The following is a 16,691-nucleotide window of genomic DNA, read 5'->3' as shown; positions in this document are numbered from 1 at the left end:
TTGCTTTTTCAGAGAATTTAAATTTTTTCGCAATTGAGGGACAGTGTATGGCACCACGGGGGTCGCAGGAAACAGTGAAACGCAAAGAGCTTGTGGGCAAACTTAATCCGATTTGTTTCGCAGCTTTTTCAGGTGCCGCACAAGCCGCGAAAAGACGCGGTAATCCTTATGTCGAGCTTGTGCATTTCATAACCGAACTGGCAGATTCCGAGCGTTCAGATATGGACATCCTGCTGGATGCTGCGGGTGTTGATCGCCACAAACTGACCGGTGACATGCTGCGTGCAACCGATGCCCTGCCCCATGGTGCCGGATCAGTCGAAGAATTCTCGGATCATATTTTCCGGGCCATTCAAGAAGCATGGAACTTTGGATCGCTTGACTTTGGCGATGACACCGTTCGTTCAGCCTATATTTTGCTGGGCGCCCTGCAGGTTCCCGTGCTGGAGGGGTTGTTGTTCAAGATCAGTCTTGAGTTCGACAAGCTCGACCCGGCGGCGATGGCAGCGCAACTTGACGACCTTCTGGCGGCTTCGCTGGAACGCATTGAACCCGACGGTGCCGCAGAAGCCCCCCGTAAACCGGCGCGCGGTGGCGAGTCGTCGCTTGAAAAATATGCCACCAACCTGACACAGCGCGCCCGGGACGGGGCGATGGATCCGGTTGTCGGGCGTGACGCCGAGATCCGTCAGATCATCGATATTCTGATGCGTCGCAAGCAGAACAACCCGATCCTGACGGGTGAAGCAGGTGTGGGTAAAACCGCCGTGGTCGAAGGATTTGCCCAACGTCTGGCACGGGGCGATGTTCCGCCTCAGTTGCGCAACGTGGACCTGCATATGCTGGACATCGGGTTGATGCAGGCCGGGGCATCGGTCAAAGGCGAATTCGAAAAGCGCCTGAAAGCCGTGATCGACGAAGTTCAAAGCTCAGACACACCCATCATCCTTTTCATAGACGAAGCTCATACGTTGATCGGCGCAGGGGGTGCGGCTGGAACAGGCGATGCTGCCAATTTGCTGAAACCTGCACTGGCAAGGGGAGAACTGCGGACCGTCGCGGCGACAACATGGGCTGAATACAAACAGCATATCGAACCCGACCCCGCCCTGACCCGGCGCTTTCAGGTCGTCAAAATCGATGAACCGTCCGAAGACAAGGCCATATTGATGTGCCGTGGCGTCACCGGAGTGCTGGAGAAGCACCATCAGGTCGAGGTTCTGGACGAAGCGATAGAAGCTTCGGTCAAACTCTCGCACCGTTATATTCCAAGCCGTCAGTTGCCGGACAAGGCGATCTCATTGCTGGATACCGCCTGCGCCCGGGTCGCCGTGTCGCAACATGCCACACCTGCCGAAGTTGACGATGTCGAACGACGTCTGGCCGCGCTGGAGATCGAAGCTGGAATCATCGACCGGGAGGGCGAGATCGGCATCGACATCGACGAGCGCAAGACCGATGTCGATGCCGCAATCGCAGCGGCCAAAAGCCAGCTGGAGGCCGCCAATGCCCGTTGGGAAGCGGAGCAGGCCTTGGTCAAAGACATCCTCGAGCTGCGCGGCCAGTTGCGCGCCTCTGGCGCAGTTCTGGATGAAACCGGCGCCGAAATTGAGGCTGGTGCGGATGAACAAGATAGTGATCCAACCAAACCTGAAACCGAACCCTTTGATCGCGATGCCGCGCTATCTGAACTGCGCCAGAAAATGACCCAGCTAACCGAGGCGCAGGGTGAGACTCCGCTGATCCTGCCATCAGTTGATAAGCAAGCCGTCGCCGCCATTGTTCAGGACTGGACCGGCATTCCCATGGGGCGGATGCTGTCCAGCCAGAGCGAACGAGCGCTGGCGCTGGCAACGACCATGGCGGAACGGGTTGTTGGACAAAACCATGCGATGGAGATGATCGCTAATCGTATTCAGACCGCCACTGCGGGTCTTGGCGCACCGGAAAAGCCCGTCGGCGTTTTCATGCTGTGCGGCCCTTCGGGCGTCGGCAAGACAGAAACCGCGCTGGCACTGGCTGATCTGATGTATGGCGGCGAAGGAAACCTGATCTCGATCAACATGAGCGAATTTCAGGAGGCGCACACTGTCTCGACGCTGAAAGGGGCACCTCCGGGCTATGTTGGCTATGGCAAAGGCGGCATTCTGACCGAAGCCGTGCGCCGCCGCCCATACTCGGTCATTCTACTGGATGAGGTCGAGAAAGCTCATTCGGACGTGCACGAGATTTTCTTTCAGGTCTTTGACAAAGGCATGATGGATGACAGCGAAGGGCGCCGGATCGATTTCAAGAACACGCTAATCCTGCTGACCTCGAATGTTGGCTCGGAAGAGATCATGGCGATGACGGAAGACGGCAGCAAAACGGCCGATATGGAGGAGTTGACCGCGGCGCTGCGCGCTCCGCTGCTGAATGTCTTTCCCGCCGCTTTGCTGGGGCGAGTGGTGACGATCCCCTATTATCCATTGTCAGATTCAATGATCGAGGCCATCGCCGGGCACAAGCTGCGCGGTATCGCCAGACGGCTGGAAGAAGGATACGGCGCTGAGCTGACTGTTGACGCAAGTGCGATGCAGCTCATCAAAGATCGGTGCACTGAAATTGAAAGCGGCGGCCGGATGATCGATGCGATCCTGACGAATACGCTTTTGCCCGAGCTCAGCCGCCAGATCCTGAACTATTCGCTGGAAGGGGCTGAGCTGACTTCGGTAGTTGTTTCCGGTGGCCCGGACGGGTTCGCCTACAAATTTGCATAGGCCCAGCAGATGCAGGTTTTCAATAAAACTAATTTCGCCTATGGCATCACGATGGGAATGGATGTGGCCGGGCGCGAATACTTGTCGCTGGTGGTCAAGGGCACCTTCGGATTTCCCGACCACCCGGATCAGCCACCGCTGCCAATGCCACAGCAGGCTCCGTTGGTGATGGCCGATGAATACAGTGGCGAACCGGGGTATTCGGCAACCACATGGGAAACCGATTTTGCGTTTCGCAAAGGCAAATGTGACGTCGTCCTGAACGGAGCCGCCTATGCGCCGGGCGGTAAACCCGCCCAAAAGGTTCAAGTCGGTTTGAAAGTTGGCGCCATGGCCAAGACGTTCAACGTCATCGGTCACCGGGAATGGCGTGTGATCGGCCCAGCAATCACGACAACTGACCCTATTCCCTTTTCCCGGGCGGCGTTCAGCTACGATACTGCTTTTGGCGGAGCCTGCATGCTGGACCCGGAAGACAAGCTTCCACCCGTCTATCTGCCCAACCCTATCGGACAGGGATTTGCCAGCGTCAAAAACCAGTCACGCCTGAGCGGGCTTCCCCTTCCAAACACCGAAGAAATCGGAGTGCCCGTTACTTCGCCCTATGAAGATTACAAACCAATGGCGCTGGGGCCAATATCGCGCGTTTCACCCGAACGGCAGCGATTTGCCGGAACTTATGACGATAACTGGAAAGACAATGTCTTTCCGTTTTTGCCCGCAGATTTCGATGAACGCTATTATCAGCAGACCGCGACCGATCAGCAGATCGACTATCCTGCCGGCGGCGCTCAAGTGGTACTCGTCAACTTGACGCCGCGCGGGAAAGAAGCATTTTACCTGCCCGATACCAGATTGCCGCTGACCATCTGGCGCGATTGGGAAAATGCACTGGAACAAACTGCCCTGCCTGACACGCTGCTGATTGACGCCGAGAACAGGGTTTTCTCGCTCACCTGGCGCGTCGAGGTGCCTATTCGCCGGGTGATCACCGAATTTACCGAGTTCTGGATTGGACCGCCTACGCGCGCGCAGGTGCGCGCTAAGCAGAAAGGCAAAGTCTACAGGCCAGCCCATTCCTTACGCATGCCTGAACAGGTTGCGTTATGACCGGCGCCGTCAACATCCTGTCCGCAGGAATGGTCACGGCCGTCGGCTTGAATCGCGCGGCATCTGCGGCGGCCATGCGGGGCGGGCTGGACGGGTTTCAGGAAACCGATTTTCTGGCCGCCGATGGTGAATGGCAATTGGGGGCTCCGGTCCCCCTGCCCCGAAATTGGGTCGGTGAAAAACGTGTCGCGCATCTGGCAGCTGGTGCTGTGGTCGACGCGCTTGAGGGCTTCCGCGCACAGATCGAAAACCTGACCGTCATTCTCTGTCTGGCCGAAGAAACCAGACGCGGCGCGCCCGTGCGCGACCCCGACAGTTTCGCCCGAAAGCTGATCGAATTTTCAGGCCTGTCGCAACAGACCAGTTTCGAAACCGTGGAATATGGCCGGCCCTCGGGCTTTGCCGCACTGGAACGCGCCAGTCGCATACTCCGTCAGAACCCGGATGATCACGTACTGATTGTCGGCGCAGACAGCCTTTTGACAGGTCCCGCCGTCGCCAGTTTCATCCAAGCCGGTCGTCTTCTCGACGGGAACAACGCCAATGGTTTCATTCCTGGCGAGGCAGCCGCCGCGCTGCTATGTACCGGCGGGGCGCCGACACAGCTTGCGATGACAGGTCTCGGCTTGAACCGCGAATTGGCCTATTTGTACAACGATGAAGAACTGCCGCTCCGCGCCGATGGCATGACCAGCGCCTATCGTCAGGCGCTTGAGAACTCGGGCATTACATTCGACCGGATTGATTATCGCATTTCTGATCTGACCGGTGAGGCTTATTTCTTCAAACAAACCGCGTTGTCGATGCAACGGCTTTTGCGTGAACACCGGGAGTTACAGGAACTTTGGACTCCGACCGAATGCATCGGGAACGTGGGCGCCGCAGCGGTTCCGATAATGATCGCATGGGCGCTGGAAGCTTCGATCAAGCGCTACGCGCCAGGTAATCCGGTGCTCATAGAAGCGTCGGGGGATGATGGAACCTGCGGCGCGGCAGTGTTCTTCGCACCCGAGATTTCAGACAAGGCTAGCGCCGCATGACCGTCTTCGCCAATAATCTGGAAGTGTCCTGCAAGAAGCAATCCAACCAAGTGATTGCCGCGTTTCCCGATGTTTGTTTCACGCCGCCGCAAGCCCCGCCAACACCGCCGGGCGTTCCGATCCCCTATCCTTCCTTCGGGATGGACAGTAATACGGACAAAGGCACCGGAACCGTCAAAATCGGTGACGAAACGATCAACTTGAAAAACAACTCACATTTCACAAAAACCACCGGCACTGAGGCCGGAAGTGCGAGTAAAAAGGGCATCGTCAGTTCAAAGAACACCGGCAAGGCCAAATCGCAGGCCTATTCGATGAATGTGAAAGCCGAGGGCAAGAATATATGCCGGTTCTCGGATATCGAGACCAACAATCATGGCTCACCGCCCAACGCGCCACCCTGGCCGAAGATTGGGCAACCTTGGGTGGTTGACCCGACAAATCCCTGCGCCAAAGATATCCAAAAGATGCAGGAAGGCTGCAAAGACTACAAGAATCTTGATGAAGCTTGCAAAGCAGCGGGACTAAGCCTTTCCCCCGGTGTGGACAACACTACCCGGAGTTCGGACGATACAATTTCACATAAAGCCGGCGGCGCGGTCTTCGTTGGTCTAAAGGCGTCAAAAGATCTGGCGTCAGACGAAAACCGCGTAAACAAAGAACGTATGCGTGACTCTGGTGCGGCGCGCAAAAACCCTTGTCTTGCAGCAATGAAATGCAAACTTGTGGCAAAAAAGGACGCCGACAAGGGAGAATGCTGTGGCAAGCAAACAGGCCACCACCTAGTACCCGAATCCAGTTTTTCGGTGGACGGAACCGCACTGCCTGGAGTCAGCTACAATGAGAAGGCAGCACCATGTGTTTGTGCCGAAGGGGCAACACATAACAAGGGAAGCCATGGATTGATGCATAACGACATGTATTGCGAGATCCTTGACAATGCATTGTCACCAAGTGATCCAAAGAACCCATTGAATTGCCATTCGCTTACTTATGGCCAGATGCGTGATAAATCGATTTCATCAATGAAAAAGGTTTTTCCGGAATCTGATTGTAGCCCCGCCTGCATCAAAGCGCAGCTTGACGCATTTCACGAAGAAGCAGGGGTCACAGAGAATACACCGTTGCGCGCAGACAAAAACCCGGGCCGACCGGCAGTCGAAGCAAGGCGTATGATCGACAATATCCAGTCTTATCTCGACAAGGCAATGAAAATGGCCGGCGGTTGAGGAAGCCACATATGCAACCAATTCTTAACGATTTCTCGCTGACTTGTGGAGCTGCCAAGGATGATATCACGCTGGCTTTTTCATGCGTCATTGACGAATTGGCTGGCGATAGGAACGAACCGCACGCAGCCTTGCTGGAAATGCATAACGGTACGGTCAAACCCATCGGAAATCGCGATCACAGCATTGTTTCTGCTTGTTACAGTGAAGGTCACCAATCAGGCCCAGCCTTTTTAGGAGACTGGGGTAAGTTCATTCATTTTGTTAATGGTGAAACAATCGAAGAAGACATCGCTGTCAAACGCGGGCCGTTGCGTAAACTTGCCTGGATCGATGGCAGGTTTTATGCCGCTGGAACATCTATGCAAGTTTTCCGGCGCGACGGCGCCAACAAATGGACCGATATCAGCCCATCCGAAACACTACGCAAAGAATTTGATCAGCAGAACTTCGAATCCATTGATGGTTTTGGTGCTCACGAGCTCTACGCAGCGGGGGAATTTGGTGTGGTCTGGCGTTTTGACGGAACAGATTGGCATCCGGTTCAAAGTCAGACAAACGCTTGTTTCTACGCTGTCTTATGTACGAAGGGTGGGCAGGTTTATACGGCCGGTCAGTACGGGACTGTATTGCGTGGTAGACAGGATAACTTCGAACTTCTTTGCAGCGAACCCGGGATAATCGATATATGGAGCGTAGCGGAATATCACGGAGACATTTATTTGGCCGGGTTCACTGCGTTGTTCATTCTCGATGTTGAAGATGAACTCACGCTTATTCCGGAACCCCTCAAAATTGCTAACAGTTTTTCAGAGCTTGTTGTTGGCGGAGACACATTGTGGTCGCTAGGTATGAAAGACGTTCTGATATTCGACGAGGAATATTGGTTAAAATTTGATCAGGTGACTATGGCCTAACCCGCTAACTTCTCTGCCAAATACGCCCGCACCCCATCCAGATTCAAATCGGCGATCCAGACATCGGCGGCGTTGGGTTGCAGCATCCTCAAAACGAACAGCTCACCTGGTTCGGGATATTCATCGAACCGTTCCTGCGCCACGCGCAACCCTTCCTCACCTGCAACGCGGAGCCCGTCGATATGAGCGTTCAGGCGTTCCACGACCCGGTCGATGCGCTCTTCGTCCATATCCGGGTTTTCATCGGGATTGAGCAACACGTAATCGTAGATATTCCACAGATGCGCCGCCTCTTCTGCGTGTTGTCGCACTATGTTTTCAAGGATCAGGCTTGTCACCAGTCACCTGTTCAGTTGATGTTGACCGAACCACCGCGGATACGGTTGGACGCCGTTGCATGGTTGACCAGATAGCTGCCCCTGATGGTGATATGACCATCCGCTTCCATGATGATTGATGCCTTGCCGCAGCGCAGTTCAATCCGCTCCTGACCGGTGACGCGCACGCGGTCTCCATCCCGGACAATCTCGGCACCGTCGCCCGGCGCAATGATCCGTCCAAGGATCAACGGGCAATCAACCTGCCCTTGTTCGAATTGGAGCGCCACCTCGCATCCGGTGTGATTGTCGTCCAACATCACCAGACTGCGCGCTGCGACCGGGTGATCCAGCGGATTGGCCGGATATGCGACCAAAGGCACGCCGTCCTCGAACCCCTGAAGGACACCGATCATAATTCCATCGATCCGTTCTGTAACACGCATGCAACCCTCCGGCGTAGTTGCTGTTCAGTATCACATGAAGCTGCACCCTTCACCAAAGGCAAATTCGAATTCATGACCCGTCATCCACGATGACCAAGGCTGCAGACATCTTCTGGTATCTAGTTCACACAAATAATGCCAAATATCGAGATATAGTGATTTTATTGCAAGAATCAGATTGTTTTGCGAGACTTTGAACATTGTTGAACACAAATTTTAGGCTGCTGTATGGATTTTGGGATCCTTCTTGAGCCGTTGGAAGGTGACAACCCTTCCGGGGTGGAACTGAGGAACGAACCGCGTTTCCACGCGATAGAACGTTTGCTTGAAACAGCGACGAAGACCAATCGCGTGCTGCCCGACGGGACACTCAACCCCTCTGCTGCACCGATCGACTGGCCGTCTATTGAACGCGACGGATTAGACCTGGCCCAGACGGGTCGCGATCTGCGGATGTTGAATATTCTCATCCGTGCCGGTGTCGCCACTGACGGTTTCGAGGGACTGGCAGCTGGCCTTAAGATGCTGGACGCAACGCTGGAAACCTATTGGGACACTCTGAACCCGGCACTGCGGGACCGCGATACGCCGCAAGCCTGCGTTCAGCCCAGGCAGAATGCGATCAAACAGTTGGAGAATGATGACAACGGACTTCTTGGTGACCTGAAGTTTTCAGTCGCACTCAGCCCCCGTGGCATCGGCCCCCTGACCGGAGAGGATTTGGCGGCCGCCACGTTGAGCGCGTTTGACGCGCAAGCCAAATATGCCGGTGCTACCGAAGAAGAACTGGCAGGGATCGCGGCCAAGCACGAAGCCCGCGTCGGGCGCGTCAAGGCGGGAACACGTGCGCTGGCGGCAGAAGAACCGGATCGCGCCGAAGCACTGGTTGCAGCCTTGAATCAGGCACAGGAGGCACTTGGCTCCATTTGCGTACGTTTCAACACTCAGGCCGGTTACGAAAAGGATCCGGGGCTGAACCTGAACGAACTAGGGGAATTTCTGGGACAGGTACGAACCACGCTGGAGGTGGCAATGTCAGACATCCGTCAGTCTGACGGCGAACAGGAAATCGTATCCGAGCAACCGCAGGCTGCTCCGTCAACCGCCACGCCCGCCAGCTCTGCGACACCCGGCGTCGTGAATTCCCGTGCGGATGTCGAACGGTGCCTGGACAGCATTATCGCCTTTTACGAGCGCACTGAACCGTCAAGCCCGATTCCTCATCTGGCCCGTCGGCTAAGGCGCATGGTCCCGATGGATTTCATGGACCTGATGGAGGAAGTCGCCCCATCCGGCCTGAAAGAGTTTCGCAACGTTGCAGGCGTGGAGGACGCCAAGGGGAGAAAGTCTTAAAATTTCGAAGGAGTTTTAAATGTCCGAAAGTAAGCAGAAGGTCATTGAGCGTAATCGCGCCCCGAGGGTGCAAATTGCTTATGACGTTGAACATTATGGCAGTCCCACGACGATTGAATTGCCATTTGTGATGGGCGTAATGGCCGATCTGGCGGGGAAATCCGAGACACCTGAAGCCAAAAAACCCGTAGGTGAGCGCAACTTTGTCGAAACCGATGCGGGTCGTTTCAACAAATTTATGGAAGCCCTTGGTCCGCGTGTGAAGACCCGTGTTCCAAACACATTGCCATCTGCAGATGGCGGGGAAGCCGACGAAGAACTTTTCGTGGATCTGACCTTTTCCAGCATGGGTGACTTTGCCCCTGACAAGATGGCAGCGCAGGTTCCGGCCCTCAACGAGCTGCTGAAAATGCGCAACCAGCTTGAGGAATTGCTGGGATACATGGACGGCAAGGTCGATGCTGAAAAGCGCATCGCCCAACTTCTGAACAACGAACCGCTTCTCGCGCAGGCCGCCGAAGAAGCCCTGAAAAACGCTGAAAGCGAGGAGGGTTAAGCATGGCTGAGAAAGAAGCACAGGCCGCCGGAGGTGCCGCCGAGGCCGAAGAACTGGATCTGGGTGAATTTTCCGACCTGCTGGAAAAAGATTTCCGCATAAAAGACAGTGAGAGTGACAAGCTCAAGGGGCTGGTTGCCAATCTGGCGATTGCTGCCAAGGATCGCTCAGGTTCGGCCACGATCTCGGGCAATGCGATCAAATCCATCAAGTCACTGATTGCCGGTATCGATGGTCTTCTGACCACGCAGATGAATGAAATCCTGCACAATGACGAAGTGCGTCAGATGGAAGGCACCTGGCGTGGTCTGCACTATCTGGTGAACAACACCGAGACGGATCAGAAGCTCAAGATCCGGGTGATGAACATCAAGAAAGAGGATCTGGGCGAAACGCTGCAGGACTTCGAAGGCCAGATGTGGGACCAGTCCCCGATCTACAAAAGCATCTATCAGGCCGAGTATTCGCAATTCGGCGGCGAGCCCTTCGGGGCGATCATCGGTGCTTATGAGTTCTCACACAATCCGCAGGACGTCAGTCTGTTGCGCGAGATGTCGGGGATATGTGCCTCGGCCCACGCACCGTTCATTGCCGCCGCTGCGCCGCAGCTGTTCAAGATGGAAAGCTGGCAGGAATTGCCCAACCCGCAGGATCTCGAAGGCATCGTGTCGTCTCCGGATTATGCCAGCTGGCAATCGCTGCGCGAAAGCGAGGATGCACGATACATCGGGTTGACCATGCCACGCGTGCTGGGCCGCCTGCCCTATGGCGCGGACACCATTCCGGTCAAGGGTTTCGATTTCGAAGAAGCCATTGACGGCAAGCATGATCACTATGTCTGGATGAATGCCGCCTTTGCGATGGGCGTGAATATCAACCGCAGCCACAAGCTGTATGGGTGGGGAACCCAGATCCGGGGCGTGGAATCCGGTGGAACCGTGACCAATCTACCGGTTCACAGCTTCCCGACCGACGATGGCTCGATTGCAATGAAATGCCCGACCGAGATCGCCATCGATGACCGGCGCGAGGCTGAACTGGCCAAGCTGGGCATGATGCCGGTACTGCATCGCAAGAACACCGATCTGGCTGCCTTTATCGGGGCTCATTCGCTGCAGGATGACGAAACCCGGGCCGGACGTTTGGTCGATCCGGATGCGCAGGCCAATGAACGGCTGTCTGCCAACCTGCCCTATCTGTTCCCGGTCAGTCGGTTCGCGCATTACCTCAAGGCCATTGCACGCGACAAGGTGGGCACGTTCAAAGAGCGGTCCGATATGCAGGTTTGGCTAAGCGAATGGATCAACCGCTATGTGTTGGCCAACCCGTCCATGGCTGATGACAAAGCCAAGGCCAAACGTCCACTTGCTGCGGCAGAGGTTGAGGTGGACAGTGTCGAAGGACGCCCTGGCTACTACAATGCGCGGTTTTTCCTCAGACCTCATTACCAACTGGAAGGCATCAACGCGAGCTTGAGGCTCGTATCCGAGCTGCCCTCCGTCAAATCGTAGTTCATTAAGTTAAAGGAGTAATTCCATGTTAACCGGATATATGCTGATCGACGACGTCCCTGGCGAAAGCGTGCGCGCTGATCACGAAGATGAGATCGATGTCCACTCCATCGACTGGATCATCCAGCAGGGCGCAACTGCACAGGTCGGCAGTGGTCGGTCGCTTGCCCGTGCCCAGGTTGGGGCCGTCAAAGTCAACAAGTTCTATGACGCCTCCTCACCCTATCTTGCGCTGGCTTGCATGCAGGGCAAGGACTTCCCGGAGGTGACAATCGCGGTTCGCAAGGATTCCGGCGAAGCGCATCTGGATTATCTGGTGATCAAAATGGAGAATGTCGTAGTTTCAGGTTATGAAATTCTTCCAACACCTCAGGACAGTCTGGTGATTGAAGAACATGTGAGCCTGACATGTGAGAAGATCTCGATCCTCTACACCGTTCAGGCCGACGACCACAGCGCCGGAGATGAGCACGAGATTGAATACGATATCTCAGCCGGTGCGTGACCCAAAAAGGGCCGACTGAACTTATGTCAAACCAAAGGTCTGGGCTGTCTGCCCGTCAAGAACGCGTCCAGCCGTCCCTGTGGGACCGGCTGGTCGATGAATTGCCGGGTGTTCTGGCTGAAACCGACAGTATGCGCCTGGAACTTAGCAAAGAGCTGGGACGCAATGTCGACTTGGAGCAGGTCGTTTTGGGCGGTGCGCGCGCGGTTGAGCAGCTAGTAGACCTTGGCGACGAGCAGCGACAGAAACTACACGTCTACGTTGCCAAGATGCACCAGCGTCAAAGGTTGGAAGACAGCGGCATTGTGGTTGATGCCGACACTCTGCGCGAAGCCGTGCGTCGTGATATCGAGATGCTGTTCAACATCGAACGGATGGAGGCCGATTTTCTGCTGACCGAACTGGAACAGATGACCACACAGACCACCGCCGAAGAACTGACGGATTTTCCGCAGGTCCGAAGTTCGGTGCTGAACTATGGTGTGCCATCATTCTCGGGGCGTCGCGGATCCGATTTCGACAAGGACTCTTTAGAGCGTGAGATCAGGCAGGTCCTGCACATCTATGAGCCCCGGCTGAAGAAGAACACCGTTCGGGTAAAGGTCGACTTCAACGACAAGACAGGTATGCGGATCACCATCGACGGCGTTCTTTTACTGTCTCCAGTGCCAGAACGGCTGCGTTTGTCCACAGCGATCGACCTCGACAACGGAGAGGCCGCAACAACGTTGGTAGAGCTCTGATGGATCGCGCGTTCCTGGCATATTACGAAGAGGAACTGACCCATATCCGCGAATTGGCCGGAGAATTTGCTGCAATTCATCCGAATGTGGCACGCAACCTTTCGATTGAAAGCACACCTTGCCCCGATCCCTATGTTGAACGCCTGCTCGAAGGCGTCGCATTTCTGGGCGCTCGTACCCGATTAAAGGTAGATGGTGAGGCCAGCCGCTATGTACGCAACCTGCTGGACACTCTGTATCCCGATCTGGCCGGCCCCAGTCCGGCCATGTCCATGGCGCGTCTGGCTCCCGGCCCGCAGATCGACAGCATGGTGGGCGGGCACGAGGTTGTCCGGGGCACAAGATTGGTATCTGGCCTGCGCGACGGGCTGACCACACGTTCAACATTCACGACAGCACAGGCGGTGCATCTGTGGCCCGTCAAAATCTCCAAGGTGGAATACCTGCAGGACCCGGGCTCCCTGCGAGAGGCAGGGATCGGGGATCAGGCGGGATCGCAGCCCCAGGCGGGCTTGCGGATCGAACTGACACGCACCGGCCCAGGGCTAATGTCCGATCTGAGCTTGGACAGTCTGGATATCTACTTCGGAACCAGCAGCAGAGCAGGTGCAATTTTTGATGCGGTGTTTGGATTCGGGCATCGTATGGTGGTACGCCCAGCCGAACGCAACGCACGATTTCAGCCCGCGGCGGCACCGACCATGGTCGGCATCTCGGACGATGAGGCACTGACCCCCAAGGTTCGCCACGCCTTCGAAGGCTATCGATTGCTGCGGGAATACTTCCTGATGCCGGAGCGGTTCCATTATGCACGGCTATCGGGCCTGTTTAGCGCAGTGGAAACTTGCACGGGCACCAGCATCGAATTGGTGATCTTGCTGGATAAGGAACAACCCGCGCTCAACGATGTGAAGTTGAAGGATTTTCAACTTTTTGCCACTCCGCTGGTCAATCTGTTCGAGCGGGAATGCAATCTGGTTCAGCTAGATCCGCAGAAATCGGCACACATCATTCATGCTGACCGCACGCGCCCCCGGGATTACGAGGTCTATCGCCTGCTTCGTGTTGAAGATGCCGAAACCAACGGGCCGCAGGCGCGTGTCACCCCGATATTTTCCGTCGAACAGCGCTCGGATTCCGGCTATGTCTACTCGGTCGAACGCCGACCGCGCCGACCGGGCGAAGATGAAATCAGACGTGGGCAAACCCGGACCAGCTATACCGGTGACGATCTGTTCATCTCGGTGACCCACCCCGCTGGCATGAACAGCAGTGGGGCCCTCAAACGGCTGGATATCCGGGCCCTCTGCACAAACCGCGATCTGCCGATCCTTGATGACACCCCGGTGCTGACATTGGAAACCGGTGATCCGGTGGGCAAGGTCGACCTGTTAAGCGCCTTCAAACGGCCGCGTCCATCGCTGCGCGCGGCCCTCCCATCGGGGTCCGGGTCCGAACGCAAGATGGACGATCTGACCTGGCGCTGGATCGCACAACTCAGCCTGAACCACATCTCGTTGGCAGCCGAAGGGCGCGACAGTGAACCTCTGCGCGCATTGCTGATGCTATATGCCGACCGGGGCGATCCGACGCTGGAACGCCACGGTCGCTCGCTGACGCGCGTACAATCCCGGCCCGTGATCGAGCGGATCCAGCGCCCCGGACCTATCTGCTTTGGCCACGGGGTCGAGATCAAGCTGGAAATAGACGAGACCGTTCTGTCGGGTCACAGTTCGCTGCTGCTGTCAGCTTTGCTGTCGCACCTGTTCGCCCGCCATGTCGGCATCAACTCGTTCATCCGGACCCGCACGCATCTGACGCAGCAACAACAGGAGGTAGCATGGCCGATGACGCCCGGCGCGCGCAGCCCGATCTAGCAGAACAAAGCATCACCGAGATGGATTTCTTCCAGATGCTGGCACTGCTGGAAACTGATGGGCAAAGGTTTGGCCGCTCTGGCGGGCCCATGAACGAACCTGCCCGACTGGGTCAATCACCAAGGCAAGGATTTGCCACACAAGATGTCGCCAGCCTGACCCTTCGCGAAGGCGGCGTTCCACAGGTTTCCGTCAATGTCCTGGGCCTGTTGGGTCCTGAAGGTCCGATGCCGCTACACCTGACCCGCTGGGTACGCGAGCGCTTGTCGAACCGCTGGTTCGCTGGCGACAACGCCGGCGCACTGGCGGACACGTCCTTTCTGGACCTCGTCAACATGCTTCAGCACCGGATGCTGGCGTTCTACTGGCGCGCCTGGGCCGACGCCCGTCCGGAAATTCACATGGTCCATGACGATGGCGGGCGGGTAACTGCCATGCTGCGAGCCCTAGCGGGGCTTGGCCTGCCCGGCACCCTGTCCGACGACAAAAAATTGAACGATGCCAAATTGCGGCACGCAACGTCGCTGGTACAGGACCGTCACAGTCCCGAACGTTTGACCGCCTTTATCGAGTCTGTCGTGGATGCGCCGGTCGCGCTTGAAGAATTTGTCGGTGTCTGGATCGATCTGCCCGAAGCGCTGCAAACCCGTCTGGGCCAGGCTCATTCAGGTCTGGGGACTGAGGCGGTCGTGGGCGCGCGCAGCTTTGACCGCCTGTCACGAGCCGAGCTACGTGTCGGCCCGTTGAGCTTTGACCAATTCGCTGCATTTCTGGAAAATCCGGATCTGTGGGAGCGGCTGTGCCATGCCGTGGTGTTTGCGGCCGGGCGCGAGATCGAATTCAACCTGCGCCTTGTCCTGCGCGCCGACGAAGTACCGGATGCCCGGCTGGGCGCATGCCAATTGGGGCGTACGATCTGGCTCAACCCGTTGCCGGATCAGGATGCTGACGACCTTTGCGTGCCCAGTATCACAAAAAACTGGAGTGCCACCCCTGACAACAAGGTGGCCGCATGAACGTAACCCTGACTCTCGAAAGCGCCCCACATGCGCAAAGCGAAACGCAGAAAACCTATCTGGGTGGCCAGATGCTGATCGGGAGAGGTGAGGATTGCGACTGGCGGCTGGATGACCCGGATATGTTCATTTCGCGCAAACACCTAATTCTGACCGACGAGAGCGGTGAGCTTGCGGTTCTGGATGCCAGCTCGGGCGGGCTGTTCATTGACGGATCATCGGAACCATTGGGCACGGGCAACAGCCTCCGACTGGAACATCAGATGCGCCTGCGTCTTGGCGATTTTGTCATTCGCGTCGATCTGCACGACGCTAAGACGGACGAAGCCACTTCGCCACAACCAGCCGGCGACAGCTTTTTCGATTTCGGCACATCTGAGATGCCGGATGCTGGACCAAAGGAAAGACCCAAGGAGTTGCCCGACCCATTTGGTACCAGAAGCACATCCGACGAGTGGGACAAATGGGCCGAGCCGAATGAACCGGCCCCTCCGCCCCGCCCGCTGGATCAGCGCGATCCGTTTGAGCTTGACCTCAGCAGGCGATCTGCCGCCCCGCAGGAGACATCGTTTTCGGCGAGCCGGTATTTCGACGACACGCCCACCGAGACACACGAAGATCCTCTGCCGGATGGGGCAGCAGACGCGACAGATCCTGCGCCATCCGTAAGGATTGCCCCCGAACCTGCACATAAACCGACAGAGCCGGTTCAGCCCCAGACACCTTTGGCAACCGAAGACGCCGATCTGCGCACGGCCCTGTTTCGGGGTTTGGGGCTTTCGGAAGAAGATGCTGAACGTGCCACAGCAGAAGAGATTGAGGCGATCGGCGCGCGCCTGCGCGAAAGCGTTGAAGGGTTGATGTTCTTGCTGCGCACCCGGGCACAGGAAAAGCAGAAGATCCGCGTAGCCCAGACCATCATTGCGAATTCAGACGTTAACCCGCTGAAGTTTCTGGCCAGCACGGACGAAGCACTGCTTTCTATCATACGCAATCGAGACGCCACCTACCTGCCCGGCGATCGGGCTGTAACTGATGCCTATCGTGACCTTGCCGATCACCAGATCCGCACTTGGAAAGCTCTGCAGGCAGCGCTACGCCGGATGATCGACCGGTTCGACCCGGAGGAGGTTGAGAGGGAACTGGAGGATACCGGTTTTCTGGAACAGATCGTGGCAGGCGGGCGTTCCGCCAAGATGTGGCAGCTTTATCAGGAACGATACCGAGACATCGCCAAATCTGCAGAAGAGCGGTTTCTTGGCGAGGTCGGCGCGGATTTTCGCGATGCATACGAAACAAAAGGGAGTTAGCA

At 56.6% G+C, this 16,691-nt stretch carries 15 protein-coding genes; 13 read left to right on the top strand and 2 right to left on the bottom strand.

Going from position 1 to position 16,691, the window contains the following annotated elements:
- Positions 1-47: 47 nt before the first annotated feature.
- From tssH to ACR0AZ_RS13870, 5 genes are read left to right on the top strand one after another with little or no spacing between them, the layout of a single operon-like run.
- A complete protein-coding gene (gene tssH, locus ACR0AZ_RS13890; protein WP_480667682.1) occupies positions 48-2,759 on the top strand; it encodes a type VI secretion system ATPase TssH in 2,712 nt (903 codons plus the stop codon).
- A gap of 9 nt (positions 2,760-2,768) precedes the next feature.
- A complete protein-coding gene (locus ACR0AZ_RS13885; RefSeq protein WP_480472138.1) occupies positions 2,769-3,869 on the top strand; it encodes a DUF2169 family type VI secretion system accessory protein in 1,101 nt (366 codons plus the stop codon).
- A complete protein-coding gene (locus ACR0AZ_RS13880; RefSeq protein WP_480472139.1) occupies positions 3,866-4,909 on the top strand; it encodes a 3-oxoacyl-ACP synthase in 1,044 nt (347 codons plus the stop codon). Before ACR0AZ_RS13885 ends, ACR0AZ_RS13880 begins: the two co-directional genes overlap by 4 nt.
- Positions 4,906-6,138: a PAAR-like domain-containing protein gene (locus ACR0AZ_RS13875; protein WP_480472140.1), complete on the top strand. Its 1,233-nt coding sequence runs from the start codon at positions 4,906-4,908 to the stop codon at positions 6,136-6,138. The genes ACR0AZ_RS13880 and ACR0AZ_RS13875 overlap by 4 nt, the downstream gene beginning before the upstream one ends.
- An 11-nt stretch (positions 6,139-6,149) precedes the next feature.
- Positions 6,150-7,055 carry a beta propeller repeat protein gene (locus ACR0AZ_RS13870; RefSeq protein ID WP_480472141.1) on the top strand — a complete coding sequence of 302 codons (906 nt, stop codon included), beginning with the start codon at positions 6,150-6,152 and terminating at the stop codon, positions 7,053-7,055.
- On the opposite strand, the gene ACR0AZ_RS13865 is transcribed toward ACR0AZ_RS13870, so the two are convergent.
- Positions 7,052-7,366, bottom strand: a complete 315-nt coding sequence (locus tag ACR0AZ_RS13865; protein ID WP_480667681.1) for a hypothetical protein — start codon at positions 7,364-7,366, stop codon at positions 7,052-7,054. The genes ACR0AZ_RS13870 and ACR0AZ_RS13865 overlap by 4 nt on opposite strands.
- Positions 7,367-7,404: 38 nt before the next feature.
- The gene (locus ACR0AZ_RS13860; RefSeq protein WP_480472143.1) at positions 7,405-7,818 is read right to left on the bottom strand and encodes a DUF6484 domain-containing protein; all 414 of its coding nucleotides are present in this window, start codon (positions 7,816-7,818) and stop codon (positions 7,405-7,407) included.
- Positions 7,819-8,046: 228 nt separating this feature from the next.
- Between ACR0AZ_RS13860 and ACR0AZ_RS13855 the strand changes: the two genes are divergently transcribed.
- The 8 genes from ACR0AZ_RS13855 to tagH are packed head-to-tail and all read left to right on the top strand — an operon-like array spanning position 8,047 to position 16,689.
- The gene (locus ACR0AZ_RS13855; RefSeq protein ID WP_480667680.1) at positions 8,047-9,171 is read left to right on the top strand and encodes a type VI secretion system protein TssA; all 1,125 of its coding nucleotides are present in this window, start codon (positions 8,047-8,049) and stop codon (positions 9,169-9,171) included.
- Positions 9,172-9,190: 19 nt separating this feature from the next.
- On the top strand, positions 9,191-9,727 hold the full coding sequence (gene tssB, locus ACR0AZ_RS13850) for a type VI secretion system contractile sheath small subunit (RefSeq protein WP_480472145.1): 537 nt from the start codon (positions 9,191-9,193) through the stop codon (positions 9,725-9,727).
- Between the two features lie 2 nt (positions 9,728-9,729).
- Positions 9,730-11,238 (top strand): type VI secretion system contractile sheath large subunit, encoded by a 1,509-nt coding sequence (tssC, locus tag ACR0AZ_RS13845; protein ID WP_480472146.1) that lies wholly within the window; start codon positions 9,730-9,732, stop codon positions 11,236-11,238.
- 25 nt (positions 11,239-11,263) lie between these two features.
- A complete protein-coding gene (locus tag ACR0AZ_RS13840) occupies positions 11,264-11,743 on the top strand; it encodes an Hcp family type VI secretion system effector (RefSeq protein ID WP_480472147.1) in 480 nt (159 codons plus the stop codon).
- A 23-nt stretch (positions 11,744-11,766) separates the two neighbouring features.
- A complete protein-coding gene (gene tssE, locus ACR0AZ_RS13835; RefSeq protein WP_480667679.1) occupies positions 11,767-12,486 on the top strand; it encodes a type VI secretion system baseplate subunit TssE in 720 nt (239 codons plus the stop codon).
- Positions 12,486-14,363 carry a type VI secretion system baseplate subunit TssF gene (gene tssF, locus ACR0AZ_RS13830; RefSeq protein WP_480667678.1) on the top strand — a complete coding sequence of 626 codons (1,878 nt, stop codon included), beginning with the start codon at positions 12,486-12,488 and terminating at the stop codon, positions 14,361-14,363. The genes tssE and tssF overlap by 1 nt, the downstream gene beginning before the upstream one ends.
- The gene (tssG, locus tag ACR0AZ_RS13825) at positions 14,327-15,379 is read left to right on the top strand and encodes a type VI secretion system baseplate subunit TssG (protein ID WP_480667677.1); all 1,053 of its coding nucleotides are present in this window, start codon (positions 14,327-14,329) and stop codon (positions 15,377-15,379) included. The genes tssF and tssG overlap by 37 nt, the downstream gene beginning before the upstream one ends.
- Positions 15,376-16,689: a type VI secretion system-associated FHA domain protein TagH gene (tagH, locus tag ACR0AZ_RS13820; RefSeq protein ID WP_480667676.1), complete on the top strand. Its 1,314-nt coding sequence runs from the start codon at positions 15,376-15,378 to the stop codon at positions 16,687-16,689. The genes tssG and tagH overlap by 4 nt, the downstream gene beginning before the upstream one ends.
- Positions 16,690-16,691: the final 2 nt, after the last annotated feature.

The sequence above is a fragment of the Ruegeria sp. BE3 genome (genome assembly GCF_056538865.1).
Note: the sequence above shows the minus strand (reverse complement) of the source record. Positions and strands in the feature narration are given on the sequence as shown.